Source organism: Thalassorhabdus alkalitolerans (assembly GCF_042656525.1).
GTDB classification, from domain to species: domain Bacteria; phylum Bacillota; class Bacilli; order Bacillales; family Marinococcaceae; genus Thalassorhabdus; species Thalassorhabdus alkalitolerans.
In genome coordinates, this window is the sequence record NZ_JBHSOZ010000003.1 from 1 (window position 1) to 17277 (window position 17277).

General features: G+C 40.5%; 18 protein-coding genes. 11 read left to right on the forward strand and 7 right to left on the reverse strand.

The window, feature by feature from the left end; all coding sequences use genetic code 11:
- Positions 1-194: hypothetical protein (locus ACFPU1_RS02615; protein WP_385938265.1), on the forward strand; the 194-nt coding region annotated here is incomplete at its 5' end.
- A 119-nt stretch (positions 195-313) separates the two neighbouring features.
- On the opposite strand, the gene ACFPU1_RS02620 is transcribed toward ACFPU1_RS02615, so the two are convergent.
- The 4 genes from ACFPU1_RS02620 to ACFPU1_RS02635 all read right to left on the reverse strand — a co-directional run bounded on the left by ACFPU1_RS02620 (position 314) and on the right by ACFPU1_RS02635 (position 2969).
- Positions 314-487: a hypothetical protein gene (locus ACFPU1_RS02620; protein ID WP_198153434.1), complete on the reverse strand. Its 174-nt coding sequence runs from the start codon at positions 485-487 to the stop codon at positions 314-316.
- A gap of 54 nt (positions 488-541) precedes the next feature.
- A complete protein-coding gene (locus ACFPU1_RS02625; protein ID WP_385938269.1) occupies positions 542-2509 on the reverse strand; it encodes an aconitate hydratase in 1968 nt (655 codons plus the stop codon).
- A 119-nt stretch (positions 2510-2628) separates the two neighbouring features.
- Positions 2629-2808: a hypothetical protein gene (locus ACFPU1_RS02630; RefSeq protein ID WP_385938272.1), complete on the reverse strand. Its 180-nt coding sequence runs from the start codon at positions 2806-2808 to the stop codon at positions 2629-2631.
- The gene (locus ACFPU1_RS02635; RefSeq protein ID WP_157049779.1) at positions 2805-2969 is read right to left on the reverse strand and encodes a hypothetical protein; all 165 of its coding nucleotides are present in this window, start codon (positions 2967-2969) and stop codon (positions 2805-2807) included. Before ACFPU1_RS02635 ends, ACFPU1_RS02630 begins: the two co-directional genes overlap by 4 nt.
- 155 nt (positions 2970-3124) lie before the next feature.
- Between ACFPU1_RS02635 and ACFPU1_RS02640 the strand changes: the two genes are divergently transcribed.
- Positions 3125-3331, forward strand: a complete 207-nt coding sequence (locus ACFPU1_RS02640; protein ID WP_385938275.1) for a hypothetical protein — start codon at positions 3125-3127, stop codon at positions 3329-3331.
- A 93-nt stretch (positions 3332-3424) separates the two neighbouring features.
- Here ACFPU1_RS02640 and ACFPU1_RS02645 read toward each other — a convergent pair whose 3' ends face one another.
- Complete coding sequence (locus ACFPU1_RS02645) at positions 3425-4876, reverse strand: alanine/glycine:cation symporter family protein (RefSeq protein WP_385938278.1); 1452 nt, start codon at positions 4874-4876, stop codon at positions 3425-3427.
- Positions 4877-5152: 276 nt separating this feature from the next.
- On the opposite strand from ACFPU1_RS02645, the gene ACFPU1_RS02650 reads away from it, so the two are divergent.
- The 3 genes from ACFPU1_RS02650 (at position 5153) to ACFPU1_RS02660 (ending at position 9003) form a co-directional block, all read left to right on the forward strand.
- Positions 5153-5758 carry a TetR/AcrR family transcriptional regulator gene (locus ACFPU1_RS02650; protein WP_385938281.1) on the forward strand — a complete coding sequence of 202 codons (606 nt, stop codon included), beginning with the start codon at positions 5153-5155 and terminating at the stop codon, positions 5756-5758.
- A gap of 116 nt (positions 5759-5874) precedes the next feature.
- Positions 5875-8370, forward strand: a complete 2496-nt coding sequence (locus tag ACFPU1_RS02655) for a YhgE/Pip family protein (RefSeq protein WP_385938284.1) — start codon at positions 5875-5877, stop codon at positions 8368-8370.
- A 411-nt stretch (positions 8371-8781) separates the two neighbouring features.
- Positions 8782-9003: a DUF378 domain-containing protein gene (locus tag ACFPU1_RS02660; protein ID WP_385938286.1), complete on the forward strand. Its 222-nt coding sequence runs from the start codon at positions 8782-8784 to the stop codon at positions 9001-9003.
- 86 nt (positions 9004-9089) lie between these two features.
- On the opposite strand, the gene ACFPU1_RS02665 is transcribed toward ACFPU1_RS02660, so the two are convergent.
- The gene (locus tag ACFPU1_RS02665; protein ID WP_385938289.1) at positions 9090-9317 is read right to left on the reverse strand and encodes a hypothetical protein; all 228 of its coding nucleotides are present in this window, start codon (positions 9315-9317) and stop codon (positions 9090-9092) included.
- A 348-nt stretch (positions 9318-9665) separates the two neighbouring features.
- Between ACFPU1_RS02665 and ACFPU1_RS02670 the strand changes: the two genes are divergently transcribed.
- The 5 genes from ACFPU1_RS02670 (at position 9666) to ACFPU1_RS02690 (ending at position 14416) form a co-directional block, all read left to right on the forward strand.
- Complete coding sequence (locus tag ACFPU1_RS02670; protein WP_385938292.1) at positions 9666-10967, forward strand: ArgE/DapE family deacylase; 1302 nt, start codon at positions 9666-9668, stop codon at positions 10965-10967.
- A 129-nt stretch (positions 10968-11096) separates the two neighbouring features.
- Positions 11097-11402, forward strand: a complete 306-nt coding sequence (locus ACFPU1_RS02675; protein WP_054635784.1) for a hypothetical protein — start codon at positions 11097-11099, stop codon at positions 11400-11402.
- Positions 11403-11519: 117 nt separating this feature from the next.
- Positions 11520-11807, forward strand: coding sequence for a hypothetical protein (locus tag ACFPU1_RS02680; protein WP_385938295.1), 288 nt, complete (start codon positions 11520-11522; stop codon positions 11805-11807).
- Positions 11808-12072: 265 nt separating this feature from the next.
- A complete protein-coding gene (locus ACFPU1_RS02685) occupies positions 12073-13716 on the forward strand; it encodes an ATP-binding protein (protein WP_385938298.1) in 1644 nt (547 codons plus the stop codon).
- Positions 13697-14416: a response regulator gene (locus ACFPU1_RS02690; protein WP_385938301.1), complete on the forward strand. Its 720-nt coding sequence runs from the start codon at positions 13697-13699 to the stop codon at positions 14414-14416. The genes ACFPU1_RS02685 and ACFPU1_RS02690 overlap by 20 nt, the downstream gene beginning before the upstream one ends.
- A gap of 53 nt (positions 14417-14469) precedes the next feature.
- Here ACFPU1_RS02690 and ACFPU1_RS02695 read toward each other — a convergent pair whose 3' ends face one another.
- Entirely contained in the window at positions 14470-15801 is a 1332-nt protein-coding gene (locus ACFPU1_RS02695) for a CitMHS family transporter (RefSeq protein WP_100398689.1), read from the reverse strand.
- 472 nt (positions 15802-16273) lie between these two features.
- Here ACFPU1_RS02695 and ACFPU1_RS02700 point away from each other — a divergent pair, with 472 nt between their 5' ends.
- Positions 16274-16915: an O-methyltransferase gene (locus ACFPU1_RS02700; RefSeq protein ID WP_385938304.1), complete on the forward strand. Its 642-nt coding sequence runs from the start codon at positions 16274-16276 to the stop codon at positions 16913-16915.
- Positions 16916-17277 lie beyond the last annotated feature (362 nt).

Sequence of the window (17277 nt, forward strand, 5' to 3'; positions counted from 1 at the left end):
GGAAGTTAAGCTCTTCAGCGCCGATGATAATTGGGGGGCAACTCCCTGTGAAAGTAGGACGCTGCCAGGCAGTAAAAGCACCCATGTTGTGGGTGCTTTTTTGGGTTTTCAACAATGTAATGGCTATAGAGAAAACATTATACCCTTGTATCTGGCTGCTACCCCAGGGTGATCACAACAAGAACCAGGGGTAAGGGCTTCGGCAGGTGATATGAGACGCACTTGGCTGACCTGGTTTTATTAAAAAGTAAAAAAACGGAAACCAGCAAACAAAAGAGCCCCCTCTTAGAAGCTGGGGGCTCGTGTCTTTTCTCTACTCTAACGTTCTATTCATTTCATCGACTGAAAATGGCTTGTCTGGTTCGGGGGTCTCATCCATGCTGAATACCCCATCTCCTCCACACACGGTACAATGGTATTGCCATTCTTCATCATCCATAAGAAGGCCGGATCCATCGCAGGCTTTGCAAATACTGTCTCTGTTCATTAAGGTCAGCTCCTTTTCACTCATTTCTTTTTAAGAATCCAACGCTTTTTGTGTTTAGGTGGTAACTTCTTTCATTTTTACTTTTGCTCTTTCCTTCACCCAGTTAATAAGACCGCCTTGGAGTATAATTTCAATTTGGCGAGGAGATAGGGCATGTTTTACTTCTATTTTTTTATTTTGTCCTTCAATCACGCCATAGAGAGGCTTGTTATTTTTCAGGGAATCAATGATATTGGAAAAGCGAATGACATCACCTTGTTCAATATTGTTGTGGTCCTCTTCATGAACAAAGGTCAACGGTAAAATACCAAAATTTACAAGGTTTTGCCAGTGGATTCTGGCAAAGTCTTTCACTAAGGCAACACGCATGCCAAGATACCTTGGGGCGAGAGCAGCATGTTCCCGGCTTGACCCTTGCCCATAATTAAATCCCCCAATGATCATGTGTCCTCCTTGAGGTTTTACTCCCTTAGCCCGGTTATAATAGGTATCATCTACAATCTCAAATGTAAATTTGCTGATTTCAGGAAGATTGCTTCGATAAGGGAGAACTCGTGCACCTCCAGCCAATATTTCATCAGTAGAAATATTGTCTCCCATTTTTAACAAAACGGGGAGTACCAGCTCATCTGGCATCGGATCCATTTCAGGAATGGAGGCAATGTTAGGGCCTTTGTGAAGCTCAACTTCTCTTGCTTCTTCAATAGGAATAGGTTCTTGAAGTCCCGCGTCTTGAGAAGGGTGTCGAGGTTCTTTGATTTTGGGATATTTTTCTTCCAGTGTCCTCGGATCAGTAATCTCTCCTTTTAAGGCTGAGGCTGCAGCTGTTTCAGGACTGCATAAAAAGACACTGTCCTCACGTGTTCCTGAACGGCCAGGAAAATTCCTCGGTGTTGTTCTTAGGCTGTTGCGTCCTGTGGCTGGTGCTTGGCCCATGCCTATACAGCCATTACAGCCAGCTTGATGAAGGCGGGCTCCAGCTGATAATAAACTTGCAATGTGCCCCTCATTAACAAGGTCGGTTAATATTTGCCGGGAAGAAGGATTAATATCAAAGGAAACCCCTCTAGCGATTTGTTTGTCTTTCACAATTTCAGCAACCACTGCAAAGTCCCGGTAACCCGGATTTGCAGAGGAGCCAATATAGGATTGGTAAATCGGTTCTCCAGCGATATCGCTGACAGGCACCACTTTCCCCGGGCTTGAGGGCTTAGCGATCAATGGTTCAATCTCAGACAAATTTATCTTCTCGTGAATGTCATAGTTTGCTTTTGAATCTGCTGATAATTCAACCCAATCGCCCTGTCTGTTTTGTGTCTTTAAGTAACGCTTAATTTCTTGATCCGAAGGGAAAACGGTGGAGGTGGCACCAAGCTCAGCCCCCATGTTTGCAATAACATGGCGATCCATTGCTGTTAAATTCTTTAAGCCGGAACCGTGAAACTCAATGATTTTCCCGACTCCCCCTTTCACATCATGGCGGCGCAGCAGTTCAAGGATCACATCTTTGGCACTGACCCAGTCTCTAAGTTCTCCAGTTACTTCAATCCCCCAAATTAAAGGCATCTTTAAATAGAAAGGTTCCCCGGCAATGGCCATTGCCACATCAATTCCGCCAGCTCCCATAGCAAGCATGCCCATGGAGCCGTTTGCACAAGTATGGCTGTCTGAGCCCAAGAGTGTTTTTCCCGGTTTTGCAAGCCGCTGCATGTGAACAGGGTGACTGATCCCATTGCCAGGCCGGCTGAAATAAAGACCGAATCTGCGAGCGGCGCTTTCTAAAAATAAATGATCATCAGGGTTTTTACTGTCTTCTTGGATTACGTTATGGTCAACATATTGAGCGGAAGCTTCGGTTTGTGCCCGGTCCAGATTCATTGCTTCTAATTCAAGCATGACCATTGTACCGGTTGCATCCTGTGTGAGTGTCTGGTCGATTTTCAGGCCAATTTCCTCTCCTGCTTTCATCGTACCTGAAACAAGGTGAGCTTTGATTAATTTTTCTGCAGCCGTCATAGCCATAAAAATACCCTCCTGCCAAGTAATAAGATAGATCATATTACTTCATATATTTAGCAGAAGGTGTGGAATTATACTTTTGACGCAGAAGTGAATATATACAAAAACTATATCCTTTAAGGTTATCTTTTGGTTAAGTGGAGATTTTTGAAATGCATCCAGCTTTTCTGCATCAAAGCAGCAATATCTCCTTCATATTTGTTTTTCTCTTGGAGGGTACAAGAAGTATTTACTTTTTCCCTAAGCTTCATTATCGTGGAAATATCTGAATGACTTAAATGATCAAATGGTCTAAATTTCATATACTTCTCTTCCTTTCCCGCAATGCAGTGTGGTAAATATCCCATTCTTTTTCTTCTAGAGAGTAGAGTTCTACCATGCTTCTGGCGTTTTCTTTTTGTTTTTGTATGGTTTGCAAAGCGTGTATTTCCTCATTTGTAAATAGTCCTTTATCAGCTTTCATCCTTAATACTCCTTTCAAAACAGGAATGAATAATGCTTTTGCTGTCAGGATAGGCATTTGAGAAGGCGTATATACATAATGGAGCTATAATAGGAAATAACTGGGTGGTGATGATAGAGGAAAATCGTGAAAGCTAAAAAGAGGAGGTGAAAAAAGTGAAAAAAGCCAAGAAGAAGTTTAAGCTTCCAACCCAGGCAGATGCAAAGGGGGAAATTGGAGTAAGAACCGGATCAAGCAGTAATCAGCCTTTTACTCGCACAGAAGAGATAACCGGGGGTTCAGTCGATGCACACCGGGAGATCGAAGTGGCAAATGAGGATATTGCGAAAGATGAGATTATGCAGGTTTATAATAATTCATAGGACCTGAGGGGACACCGGCAATCGCGCCGGTGTTTTATTTGTATTATCAGTGAACAAAATAAAAACTGCTTCCGCAAAGAAGCAGTTTTACAATTATTTATTTGATGTGTTTTTTTCCGGTTTGTTATCCCAGCTTTCAATATTTTTAAGCCCTTCAATGCTGTTTCGGTAAAAGACAGGATCATCTCCCTGGTCTCGCTGGGTTTGGTAATCTTTCAGTGCTTTAAAAGCAATTCTTCCCAGGATAGCGATGGCAATAAGGTTAACAGTAGCCATCATTCCCATAAATAAATCAGCCATGGACCAGATTAATTCTAATTCACTCATCGCACCGACCATAACCATAATAAGAAACGCAATTCGGAAAAGAAGAAGATAAATCGGCTTTTCTGATATAAACTCCACGTTTGTTTCTCCGTAGTAGTAGTTACCAAGCAGTGAACTAAAAGCAAAGAAAAAGATTGCTATTGTGACAAACAGTGAAGCCCAATCCCCAATGTGTGCTGTCATGGCTGCTTGTGTCAGCTGTATGCCTTCCATTTCGCCCACAGTATAGATATCAGTAAGGAGAATAAGGAAAGCAGTAGCACTGCAAATAACGAGAGTATCAATTAATACACTGAGAGACTGAATGAGTCCTTGTTTGACTGGGTGAGAAACATAAACGGTAGCTGCAGCGTTTGGCGCACTTCCCATCCCGGCTTCATTAGAGAAAAGGCCGCGCTGTACTCCGTTCATAATAGCTGCTCCCAAACCACCTCCGACAACTTCCTGAAGACCGAAAGCATTGCTGAAGATCAAGGAAAATACAGCAGGAAGCTCAGTAATATTAATGATCATAATGATTAACGAAACAAGAATATAAGCGATGGCGAATACAGGAACAATCACTTCTGCGACAACTGCAATCCGCCTGATCCCGCCAAAAATTATGATACCAATTAAGAGGGCGACGATCATTCCAACCCATACAGGACTAATCCCATAGGCGCCGACAAAAGCATCTGTAATCGTATGTGTTTGAACGGCGTTAAAAATAAGCCCAAAGCAAAGAGTAATTAAAACGGCAAAAAATAGACCAAGCCATCTTGCTCCCAAGGCCTTTTCCATGTAATAAGCCGGCCCGCCGCGAAATCCGTCTTTGTCTTTTACTTTATAAATCTGAGCCAACGTACTTTCAATAAATCCTGTAGCAGCACCAATTAAGGCGATGAGCCACATCCAAAAGATAGCCCCTGGCCCACCTAATGAAATGGCAACAGCTACCCCGGCCAGGTTTCCTGTACCTACCCTTGCAGCCGTGCTTATGGCAAATGCCTGAAATGGCGTGGTTCCTTTGCGTTCTTTGAACGCTGTACGGTCTGTTCCTTTAAAGAGTTGGCGAAACATTTCACCTAGTAAACGAAACTGAACAAATTTTGTGGCAAAGGTAAAATAAAAACCTAGAATTAGAAGAAGGGCTATAAGTATGTAAGTCCAAAGGAGATCGTTTCCCAGCCCTACAAGCTCTCCAAGCCACGTATCATTCCTGAATAAATTTTCCATCTGATCAACCTTTCCTAATATAGTAGACAACCATTCTTCCAAAATCACCCGGAATTGACAAGGTTTATTAGGATAAGAGGAATACAGGCTGAGCGGAGCAAGAACTGTTTTTAGAAATCATGAATTAAATTCCCCTTATTTTGAGCAAATAAACCATATATCATAATTTAAAATCGTAGGTATTGACAAAAAAGAAGTTGCTTTTGACTAGGAACTTGGATAAACTAAAAAAGTGACTGAAACAGAAAACTGGTCAGTTAAGAGGAGTCTGTGCTTATGCTACAAAACAAAAGAGAGATGATTGTGAAAGCTGCTGCTTCCTCTTTTTCCATGTTTGGTTACAAGAAAACGACAATAGATCAAGTGGCTAAGTTGGCTAACATAGGAAAAGGAACAGTTTACACTTCATTTGAAAGTAAGGAAAGCTTGTTTGAAGCCGTGCTCGAACAAATACTGCAAGAAATTCAGCATGTATTTGATAATTCCATTGACCCTGAGAAGGAAGTAGAGGAGAACATTTCTGTTGCACTATATGAAATTCTTACCTTTAGAAAACAGCATCAGCTGCTGTTGAAGCTAAGCCAGGAAGTTTCAACGATTGGTTCAGCAAATGCGAAACAGGCTTTGGAAAAAGTGGAGGAATTCATTATTGAGTGTATTCAAAGGCTGCTTGAAACAGCGAAAAACAATGGAAAGATCAATGTAGATGATCCTCACATCACGGCGTTTGTAATTTACAAGCTGTATATGGCTGTGACTGTGGAATACTCTGAAATTTATGAGCCATTAGGAAAAGATGAAATTGTACGGTTTTTTAACAAACATTTAACAAGAGGCATTTTAAGTAAGAACAGATCACAAAGTCTATCATCAAAGCAATAGGGCATTAAGATTTCTTCCTGTTGCTTTTCCTTTCTTTGGACAAGAAAACGAAGTGAAATTTTTTTAGACTAAAAATGACCACTTGAATGAAATGGTCAAAAATGGAGTGGGGAATTATGAAAGGGTACACTGGAGAACTCAAAGGCATCATTACATCTAAGAAATTGTTCATTGCAATCATTGGCATTATTCTAATGCCTTTGTTATATGGAGGGCTTCTCATTTGGTCGTTTTGGGATCCATATGGTCAATTAGAAAATTTACCTGTAGCTGTTGTTAATGAGGACACAGGGGCGGAGGTTAACGGAGAAAAAATAGAAGCTGGGAATGATTTCGTTAAAGAATTATCCAAGGATCCTTCTCTTGCCTTTGACTTTGTATCAAAGGAAGAGGCTCAAAGAGGATTAAAAGACCATTCCTATTATTTTTACGTGGAAATACCGAAAACATTTTCTGAAGAAATTGGCTCGGTTACAGAAACATACCCAGCCCAGGCAAACATTTATTATGATATTAATGAAGATTATAACTATGTATCTTCTCAAATTGCCGAAACTGCTATTGAAGAAATTGAGCAGGAATTGTCTAGAGCCTTAACAGCAGCCTATGTTGAAATTGCAAACGATGCTTTTAGTGAGCTTACTCAAGCTGTTTCTGCCTTACAAAAAGGATCACTTGATGTTGCGGAAGGGAACCAAAAAGCCGAAGAAAATATAAGATTACTAAATGAGGGCCTGGTTTCTTTGACGAAAGGTTCAGAAGAGGTCGATAAGGGAGTTTATGAAGCAGCTTCGGGAAGTAATCAGCTTCTGGCTGGAGCAGAGGAGGTGCATTACTACCTCCATGAAACAGAGGAAGGAAAAGAAATAAAGGAAGTATTTGAATTAGCAGCAGAGAAAACAGAAAAAGGTATTGTTCTGCTTGAAGACTCAGATGCTGAAGAAATAGGTGACTCCTTTGAAAAGGTAAACAATCATCTGGGGGAGATCCATGGGCTCCTTGCACAGGCAGATGACTCTATTCATGATATCACTGTAAAGGCAAGCGAGGTTCAGCAAAGGACAGAGGAGATTTATGAGGAGATAGATAAGGTACTTTATACCGTGGAAGGTCATGCGTCCAGTCTTACTTCCTCAATTGATGAAATCTCGACAGCACTACTAGAATGGGAGGAGTATACTAAAAAGATTGAAGGAAAGATGGAGGACCCACTGAATGCACTGGAGGATATTCATTATCTGCTGAAAGAGTTACCATCTCTCCTGGATGAGGAGTACCCGGAATGGAGAGAAAGCGAGGAATTAAAAGCATGGTACAACAATATTACCATGCTTTTACCTGAACATGAGGGAGAGGAAATACAGCAGGCGTTCCAATCGCTACAGAATCAGGTGCATGAGATTGATGAAGGCATGGGGGCAAAACAGAAAGAAGTAAATCAAGTATTAGCTTCACTTGAAGAGGATGCTGCTGAGTACCGTAATACGATCAGTCATGTTAATAATGAAATCCAGCAAATGAGTGACGAACTGATTTTATATCTTGAAGATATCCAGGGAGTTATTCAATCAGCTCAATCTTCACTGCCCCACAGTTTAAATGAAGGACAGATGGAAGAAGAATTGGAGGTCATGAATGATTCAGTGCTGGAAGTACTATATGATGTCCACCATGGGTTGTCAGATATTGAATCCTTTTATGAAGGGGTTGTTGTAGCGGAAGAAGAAGCGTATGAAGGAATAAAGGCTTTAAACAATGGTTTACAGGCTCTTGAGACAGGTTCAACAGAGCTATCGAACGGACTTGGGGAGGCAGAAGAGAGTGGCTTTGAACTCGCAGAGGGTCTCCATGAGTTACGTGATGGATCTGAAGATTTAAATGCCAGCTTAACAAATTTAAGTGACATGTTGATGGATTATACACCTTCTGAAAACCAGGAAAAAATGGTGGCAAATCCTGTCCAGTCAAAAAGCCCCTCTCCAGCTGCTGATTATTCTTATGGAGAAGGTCTCACTCCTTACTTTTTGTCTATTGGCCTGTATGTGGGCGGTCTCACACTTTCTATTATTTACCCTTTTCGTACCCCGCTGGCTTCTCATGAAAATGGGTGGCAGTGGTTTCGCGGGAAGTTTGGAGTTGCTGTAACAGTCGGTATTTTACAATCTATGCTAGTGGCTGTATTCTTGCTTTTTATTATTGGCCTGTCTGTTGAAAATACTGCTGGGTTTATTTTATTTAGCCTTTTTACAAGTATTGTATTTGTTTCGATCGTCTTTTGTCTCGTGGGTATACTGGATAACCCAGGTCGTTTTATAGCTATCATTCTCCTGATTCTTCAGCTTGGCGGAAGCGCAGGGAGCTTCCCGGTTGAACTGCTTGCCTCTCCCTTGCAGAGTCTTCACGGTTGGCTTCCCATGACCTATTCAGTACTGGGGTTTCGAGCGTCTATCTTTATGGATTCTACTCCGCTGTTAGTAGAAAGTGTCTGGAGGCTTTCTATAGTGATGGGAGCTGTTCTTCTTGCTTCTACCTTATTTTATCTAAAAAAATACAAAAAACTTTGCTTGCCATTTTTGCCTCATGGAGATAAATCATTTGATAGAGCTGCCTGATTCAGGGCGGCTTTATTTTTTTACTAGCAAGGTATTTGGAGAGTGGTCTGCATAATCTGAACCTACTCTAAAAAAGAAGCAAAAGCTGTACTCATTTCACTCCTTATGTGGGGAGACATGATATAGGGGAAATGATGATATAAGTCATAGGAAGCAAGGAGTGCCATAGTCTTAAATCATACAAATGTCATGATTTGAGCTTGATCGACAGGAGGTAATGGTATAAGGAGGTTGGAAGGATGATGGCCTAATAGAAAAGGGAGCAGGCTTGTGTAAGGGGGGCTGGTTCTAGAGATTTGAAGCGTCAATGGGACCTTATTCTTAATTTGCGACCTAGTTTAAGTAAAACCAAGGAGCTGGATACTCCTTGATTTTATAAACTAGTAGCTTCAAACCAAAGGAGGTCATAAAATGGGTGCAGGACAAAAAACAGCCTTAGTGCTGATCATCATTATTGCAGTCAATTGGGGACTTGTTGGATTCTTTGGATTTGATCTTGTAGCTGCCATATTTGGCGGCCAGGAAGCTATTCTATCCCGCATAGTGTATGCGGTTGTCGGTTTGGCTGGATTGTACAGTATTTCTATACTATTTAGTGAAAATCTTTTGAAAAAAGCCCGCAAACAAAAATAATTAAGTAGTTTGTATGAGGAAAACGTTCCCGTGGTAAGGGACGTTCTTTTTTTCATAGTCAATACTCTGCCTATTTTATCTTCTATTTACATAAAAGTTAAAAAGAAGTATATAGCACTAATAATCAATCCCAAGGCAGCAAGACATCTCGCAATAATTTTTAAGTTGTACTGAGCAGGGTCATTAATTTTCCCAGTAATAAAAAGGGCAAGAACAGCTGAAATAACTGCAAACACCACTGGAATAATAAGAGAGAGTACACTTAAAATTACGGCCATAACAGCAAGGCCTTTTTGGCTCGAGGTTGTTTCCATCTTACTGTTCCTCCTTTCAAAGTATTTAGGCAGAAACTCACAAATTGAAGGGTGAGTGGGGAAGGTTTGAAATAAAAACACAACACCCAAGCATACATATAAAAGTGCAAAAGTATGATATTTAGTAAGAAGAAAATGATAGCAGTGTAAAAACCCTGGGATCACCTGGGAGCAATTACATTTCATTAAAAAAGCTAGTGTTACTCTATCATATTTGTCCTTTGATAGAAACAAGAATCCCCTCTATGAAAGCAAGGGACAGAGTGGGGAGGATTTTTTTAGAAGATAATAGGTGACAAGCATGAAAAAGTTTCTTCTGCCAGTCTTATAGATAAAGGAGGAGATTTAGTGAATCACGGTAAAAATAAGATGATGCAAGAGATCTATGAGAAGGTTGATGATCTATGGGAAGAGGAGGTCAGATTTCTTCAGCATATAGGCCGTTTTCCAAGCACTTTAGGGAATGAAGGAGCCTTGCAATCATTTTTCGCCAATTATTTTAAAAATGAACTGAAGCTTGAAGTGGATTCATTTGTCCCTGACGTTAAGGAGCTTTCTGTTCATCCTGCTTTTTCTGTGCCGGAGTGGTCTTATGAAGGGCGGCCGGTAGTGATAGGCAGCAAAAAAGGAAAAGGGAAGAAGACAGGGAAAAGTTTAATACTTCAAGGACATGTAGACGTAGTCAGTCCTGAGCCTTCTTCAGCCTGGGATTACGATCCGTGGGGAGCAACCATTGTCGGTGACAAAATGTATGGCCGGGGAATACAGGATATGAAATCAGGAATTGCTGCTATGATCTTTGCCTACAGAGCGGTAAAAGAAGCGGGTTATGAGCTTGGAGCAGACCTGAGTTTTCAAACGGTAATAGAAGAGGAGTGCACAGGAAATGGGGCACTGGCAGCCTTAATGAGAGGATACAAGGCAGACGGAGCTCTTATTCCGGAACCCTTTGCTCAAAAAGCTGTTATTTCACAAATTGGAGTAATTTGGCTTCGAGTAAAAGTAAAAGGTTCAGGTGCTCATACCGAACGAGCCTACCAGGCTGTGAATGCCATCGAAAAGGGATATATAATGATCAAAGCACTTGAAACATACAGAAACTATATAAATAATCGACGTAAACATAAAGATTATAAGGATCATCCTCATCCCTTGAATGTTAACGTCGGAACATTTCATTCAGGTGACTGGCCTTCAAGTGTGCCCTCTGAATGTGTATTAGAAGCCAGGGTAGGTTTTTACCCTGATGAAAACCCGGCTGATATTAAAAAAGAAGTTAAGAAATGGCTGCTGAAAGCCGCCGTAAAAGACAGCTGGCTGAAAAAAAATCCACCGGAGATAACCTTTTACGGCTTCCACGCTGATGGTGTCTCACTCGATCAATCATCGGAATTGTTTGAAGTGTTAAGAAAAAGCCATGAAGAGACTTCCCACACACCTTTTGAAACAACCTCTATTACTTGTACAACGGATATAAGGTTTTTTAATTTATATTTTGGAATTCCGGCTACATGTTACGGTCCTGCCGGGGGCAATATGCATGGTAGTAATGAGTGGGTGGATCTGAGAAGCATGAAAGAAGTGACAAAAGTGTATTCCCGCTTTCTCACTCATTGGTGCAATGCAGAAAAAGAAAATAACCAGGCGTGAAGAGGGCATTTATGTATCCAGCTTTCCACTTTTTCTTGCTTCTGTGAATGCTTATCTATTTATCATCTCACAACTTGTAATTATTTTCATATAAACCTTATAATGGAAGAAACGGAAGGAGGTAAAGATGTGATCAATCTCTTTAAGAATGGAGAGTTATTATATGAAGTACAAGTGGTGCGGAGAACAAAACCACGCAGAGTTCGTCCAAGAATGCAGAAAGCAATGAGTGTCACCTACCCCTTAGGCAAAGGAAAGCTGATCCCCGGACAAATCGAGTTTATGACTCTCGATCCTCTTCCAGAATATCCTCGTTACAGTATTGAAATGGGTGGAAACGATTATCAAATTGAAATCATACATCAGGACAAAAAGAGAAAAGTCTATACTGCGAATTATTATCCAGCCGCTAATCAGGTTCTTGAAGGCCCGTAAGCAACTTCCTCTGTTTTACAAACAAATTTTTCTCTTACTCTAAGATTAAAAACACACGATGAAATCAATTCTTTCATCTGATAAGGCCCTTATTCAACACAATAAGGAGGGATTATTATGGAAAAGACTATCCTTCGCTTTTTTGAAAAACACCGTCCAAAGTTTTACCCACTTGGAGATGAATGGTGGTATGTTGAGCGCAAAAAAAGTGCAATAGCGTCTTTTGTGTTTGCCTTTAAACGATACATGGATCCTTCTACTCTTCCAAAGATAACTGGTTTTTCTGTTGTTATTGATGCGGGGAGTGCAAGAGAGGATAGGTTTGCATCCGTTGATTACGAATACACGAATGAAGACGGTGAGACTATACAAGTTGAGTTATTTAGCGGGAACTTGCATAAATAATCCTTCTTTACCAAAATCAATGGAAAAAGCGGAACACAGGCAGCTGGGTTTATTTCACAGGAAGATTAGAAAAGGAAATAACATAAGCAAGGATTTGTTTTATAGACCTGAGGTGCTGTGACAGCGGCGTAGGTCTTTTTATTTTGGGTCATAGCAAATAACTGTACAAGAACATCACTCTTCTAACAGCAAAATGTAGTAAAATAAATCTCGGAGCCTTATTAGAATAAGAAAGGATCAGGTTATGCACCAGGTAAATAATAGAATGCCTTTTTCTAATAGAATCCCTGTCTACCGGTTTACTTTATTAAAGAAAATGATCATATTAATCTGCTCCTTGATTATCTTCATGCTGGTTATCCTAGGATTTTACACAAATGCAAAACACTCAGATACGGTGTCAGAGCAAATTGGCATTCGAGCGCTGAGTGTGGCTCAATCTGTGGCAGAAATACCAGAAGTACAGGAAGCGTTCTCATCATCTTCTCCTTCTGAAGTGATTCAACCGATTGCAGAGGCCATACGCACTCAGACAGATTCTGAATTCATTGTTGTTGGAAATAGAGATGGAGAACGATATTCTCATCCTAATGAAGATCGAATTGGACAGACAATGGTAGGCGATGATAATGACCGGGCTCTATACTCTGGTGAGTCTTATGTTTCTGAAGCAACAGGCTCTCTAGGCCCCTCGATCCGTGGGAAAGCCCCAATCATTACGGCTGAGGGTGAAATAATCGGTGTCGTTTCTGTTGGTTTTTTACTTGACGACGTTGAAATGACGATCGGAAACTATGTAACAGAAACGTGGTATTGGATTTTTCTCTTTATGCTAATTGGAATCATTGGCGCTACTTTAATTTCTCTTCACGTGAAAAGGTCAATCCTGGGTCTTGAACCAGAAGAAATTGGACGCCTTTTCCAGGAAAGAGAATCGGTATTCCAATCGATTCACGAAGCGATGATTGCTGTAGACCGACGGGGCATCGTTACGATGTGTAATAATCAGGCGGGAAAACTCCTTCAGGTGGAAAGTGATAAGGTCGTTGGAAAATATATAGAGGACGTAATCCCTCACACTCAACTGGCAGAGGTTTTGGAAACGGGAGAGAGACAATTTAATAAAGAGTTGTGGGTCAATGAAGAGCGGTTTATCGTTAACAGAGTTCCCATATACTATGAAAATAAATTAATGGGGGCTGTGTCAACCTTCCGAAATCGTACGGAAGTGGAAAAGCTGGCTGAAGAGCTTTCAAACGTTAAACAATATTCAGAAGCACTGCGGGTTCAAACCCATGAGTTTTCAAATAAATTAAATACAATATCAGGATTTCTTCAGCTGAATCAAACAAAAAAAGCTGTTGAATATATAAACAAAGAAAGTAAAGAGCAGCAAGAATGGATTCATTTCTTCATTCGCAATGTCAGTGATTCCTATGTCAGTGCTGTTTTATTAGGTAAATTAAATCGAGCCCATGAACTGGGTATTAAAACGGAAATTCATCCACACAGTGAATTAGTAACACAGCTTACAGAAAAACAAAGAGACGGATTAGTAACAGTGATAGGGAATTTGTTTGAAAATGCATTTGATGCTGTGTTAGAAGGAGAAAATGACCCTGTTATCCATGTGTTTTTTACTGATATGGGCCATGACATTCTTTTTGAAATTGAAGACAGCGGCCCGGGTATTGCAAAAAAGCATATAGAAAAGGTTTTTCAGAAAGGATTTACAACGAAGGAAGGTACTCACAGGGGAATAGGCCTCTCCTTAGTACAGCAGATTTTAGAAGAAGCAGGGGGAGAGTTATCTCTAGAGACGAGTGAGCTCGGTGGTGCCTGTTTTATTTTTACAGTCCCTAAAGAGTTGAAAGCAGAGGGTGGTCAATATGAGCAACTCATTAACTAAGAAGAACATATACAATGTCTTTATCGTTGAGGATGACTTTCGTGTAGCCAATATAAATAAACAGTTCGTGGAAAAGATCTCAGGATTTCAGGTGGCCGGCATTGCAAACACCGGTAAAGAAACACTAGAGTATCTGGAAGAAACAAGTGTGCTCCCTGATATAATATTATTGGATGTATATATACCTGATGTAGAGGGATTGGAATTGATGTGGAAGATCAGGAAACAATACGCCGGCATTGAAATAATAATGGTAACGGCAGCCAAAGAAGCAGATACCATTAAACAGACAATGCTAGGGGGAATCTTTGATTACATTATTAAGCCAGTTGATTTTAACCGGCTCAGCCAGGCCTTTGAACGGTACGTTGAAAAGCAGAAACTACTTGATAGGAAACAGGAAATCACACAAGAAGAGCTGGATGCGATAAGAGGAATAAAGGCTTCACCTGAAGAGAGAGAAGGTGGAGACGAAAAGCTTCCCAAAGGAATTGACCCCTTGACCTTGGAAAAAGTGGATGTAGTCCTTGAAGAGAGCAGAAACAATGGATGTACAGCTGTGCAAGTAGGTCAACATATTGGAACAAGCCGATCGACTGCCAGAAGATATTTAGAGTATCTGGTTGTAACAAATCGCGCAAAAACGGAGTTAATTTATGGGGAGGTAGGAAGACCAGAAAGAAGGTACATTAAAACCTAAACAAATAAGGAGAGTGAAAAACGCCCCGCAACTTTTGCAGGGCGTTTTTTTCCTTATATAGAAATGATACCAATCATGATAGCTGCGGCCATTAAGACCAGGCTGAAGCCCCACACCCAGAATATAGAATACCTGATATGTTTCCCCATTTCACAGCCGGCAAGCCCGAGAGCAAGCCACAGGGCAGGGGCAAAAGGACTTACAAATGTTCCAATGATATTTCCAATAATCATGGCATAAGCAGCAGAAAAAGTGTCTACTCCGTAACCTGTTACAATTTGTTCCACTACTGGAAGGAGTGCGAAATAGTAGGCATCAGTGTTTAGAATCAATTCAAAAGGAACACCAAACGCTCCAATGACAAGATGTAGATAAGGAACGATAAACGCGGGTAAAATAGCTACCATGTCGACAGCAATTGAATCCAGCATTCCGGTTCCGCCTAATATTCCCAGGAAAGAGCCTGCAGCGAGGATAATGCTGGCCATGAGAAGAGCATTTGGTGCATGTGCTCTTATGCGATCCATCTGGTCGCTTACTTTCGGGTAATTAAGCGGCAGAGCAATACTTAAAGCGATCATAAAGACAAAACCTGCTGGAATCTCTCCCCAGACCAGTGCTGCGATCATGCCTAATGTAAGTAAAAGGTTTAACCAGATTAGTTTCGGACGTGCCCACTCGTTTGTTTTTTCTTCCGCAGGCTCATTAATGTCGGCCGCTTCTTGGGCAGACGCTGCTTCTAAATGAGCTGACTCGGTTTCACTAAGTTTAGCAATGCGACGCTTTTCACGAATTCCTAAAATTACAGCCATTCCTATCAACAGCACAAGAGCAATTCCCTGCAACGGAATGAGGGGTCTCCATAATTCAGTAGGATCCATTCCGAGTACAGCACTCGTACGACCCAGGGGACCAGCCCAAGGGAGCATATTTAAAATACTGGCTGCTGTACCTACCAATAAGAGAAGGAGGTACGGGCTCATTTTCAGACGTTTGTACAAAGGGAGCAAGGCAGGAATGGTAATAAGAAATGTAGAGGCTCCTGAACCGTCCAAATGGGCGACAGCAGCTATGATAACGGTTCCGACAGCCACTGCAATAACATTTCCTTTAGAGATTGCAATCATCTTATTTATAAAAGGGTCAAACAATCCAGCGTCTTGCATTATTCCAAAAAAGAGAATAGCAAAAATAAACATGATAACGACGTTAATAACGCTGTCAATTCCTTCACTAAAGAATTCTCCAATTTCAACTATCCCAAACCCGGCAAACAGGGCTCCAATGATCGGAACCATTACCAAAGCAATAATTGGTGATACTTTCCCTTTAAGAAGTAAGGCTACGATCGTGATTATTGTAGCAAATCCTATGATACTTAACATGCAGATTTTTCTCCTTTCATAACTTACTAAAATTTCAAGAAAACGCTTTCACACATACAAGGAATATTCACTTTTTTCGAAGTTTCTGATATGTATAACAATTTATCATGCCTGTACAAAGAGAGAATAGATTATGTATCTAAGAAAAATAAGAGACAATAACGGTATTTTGTTCATATTGTTCACAGGGAGGGATAAGCTTCCAAATGATCATATACTACGCTCAGTCGGATGGAAGACTTATAATATTGAAATACATTTGATTAGTTGAAAATCATTTTCAATTAGGTTGACGTTTTTTATACTTTTGTTTACATTTAAACTGTTACAGAGTTCACACCGGAATTTCAGTCTATTCATCAAGTTAGTTGGGAACGAAAAGCCATTGATATGATAATCAAAGAATGTAGTCAAATGATTTGGATTGAAAGCTAGCTGTAAAAGAGGGAAAGCAGGAAAGGAAATGGTTAGTATGAACAGAATGAATGATTATATTGAGTCAGTATTTCTTACCGAGGATCCTTTGCTTGAGGAAGTGATTGCATCCATAAAAGATAACGGCATGCCAGACATTTCTGTCTCTGCCACTTCTGGTAAGTTTCTTACAATGCTCATTTCAATGTCTGGCGCTAAAAAGGTATTAGAAATAGGAGCGCTTGGAGGATACAGTGGTATTTGCCTTGCCAGGGGTTTTGGGACAAAAGGAACGTTGACATCCTTGGAACTAGAGGAAAAATATGCAAATCTGGCACAAAGTAACCTTACTAAAGCCGGCTTTGGAGACCAGGTTACATATTTGACAGGGGAAGCGTTGAAAAGCCTTGAACAGCTTGTAAAAGAAAATGAAAAATTTGATTTTTTCTTTATTGATGCTGACAAAGAAAACTACAAAAATTATTTAGATTACAGCCTAAGGCTCGCAGAACCTGGGGCATATATTGTGACAGATAATGTCCTTGCAGGAGGTAGTGTCGCAGATAATAGTGTGAATCCTAGACGGTACACCGAAGTAATGAAGCAATTTAATCAAACAGTAGCTGAACATCCTTCGTTAGAGTCCCTGCTTATCCCACTTGGGGATGGGCTCACTGTTTCAAGAGTAAAGGATTATTAAAATACCCTCCTTTTTAAGACGGAAAAAAGAATTACTTAATTTTAGCTTTTGAATCGAGAGAGTTACGATGGCTCTTGAACAGCATAAAGTATGCTATTCACTTAAGCCTGAGGCAAAGGACAAATAAAATTACACCCTTAACAAAAGATCAACCACCAGATTAATTTTGGTGGTTTTTTTATTGACTTTGTTACATTTTAGTTTTGATTTTCGTTAAAAGATAAGCACTTGTACCCTCCATGCTTCACTTTATTTTCATTAACAAGATTTTATAAGGCGTTTAGCGCTTTTAATTTCAAACAAGTAACTATAAAAAGTTAACATACACCTTTAACAGATTCTTTTTGTTAATCATGTTTAGT

Bases quoted from the DNA above. Each gene is read 5' to 3' on its own strand.
- ACFPU1_RS02620 (WP_198153434.1), bottom strand. From the start codon at position 487: ATGAACAGAGACAGTATTTGCAAAGCCTGCGATGGATCCGGCCTTCTT.
- ACFPU1_RS02625 (WP_385938269.1), bottom strand. From the start codon at position 2,509: ATGGCTATGACGGCTGCAGAAAAATTAATCAAAGCTCACCTTGTTTCA.
- ACFPU1_RS02630 (WP_385938272.1), bottom strand. From the start codon at position 2,808: ATGAAATTTAGACCATTTGATCATTTAAGTCATTCAGATATTTCCACG.
- ACFPU1_RS02635 (WP_157049779.1), bottom strand. From the start codon at position 2,969: ATGAAAGCTGATAAAGGACTATTTACAAATGAGGAAATACACGCTTTG.
- ACFPU1_RS02645 (WP_385938278.1), bottom strand. From the start codon at position 4,876: ATGGAAAATTTATTCAGGAATGATACGTGGCTTGGAGAGCTTGTAGGG.
- ACFPU1_RS02650 (WP_385938281.1), top strand. From the start codon at position 5,153: ATGCTACAAAACAAAAGAGAGATGATTGTGAAAGCTGCTGCTTCCTCT.
- ACFPU1_RS02655 (WP_385938284.1), top strand. From the start codon at position 5,875: ATGAAAGGGTACACTGGAGAACTCAAAGGCATCATTACATCTAAGAAA.
- ACFPU1_RS02660 (WP_385938286.1), top strand. From the start codon at position 8,782: ATGGGTGCAGGACAAAAAACAGCCTTAGTGCTGATCATCATTATTGCA.
- ACFPU1_RS02665 (WP_385938289.1), bottom strand. From the start codon at position 9,317: ATGGAAACAACCTCGAGCCAAAAAGGCCTTGCTGTTATGGCCGTAATT.
- ACFPU1_RS02680 (WP_385938295.1), top strand. From the start codon at position 11,520: ATGGAAAAGACTATCCTTCGCTTTTTTGAAAAACACCGTCCAAAGTTT.
- ACFPU1_RS02685 (WP_385938298.1), top strand. From the start codon at position 12,073: ATGCCTTTTTCTAATAGAATCCCTGTCTACCGGTTTACTTTATTAAAG.
- ACFPU1_RS02690 (WP_385938301.1), top strand. From the start codon at position 13,697: ATGAGCAACTCATTAACTAAGAAGAACATATACAATGTCTTTATCGTT.
- ACFPU1_RS02695 (WP_100398689.1), bottom strand. From the start codon at position 15,801: ATGTTAAGTATCATAGGATTTGCTACAATAATCACGATCGTAGCCTTA.
- ACFPU1_RS02700 (WP_385938304.1), top strand. From the start codon at position 16,274: ATGAACAGAATGAATGATTATATTGAGTCAGTATTTCTTACCGAGGAT.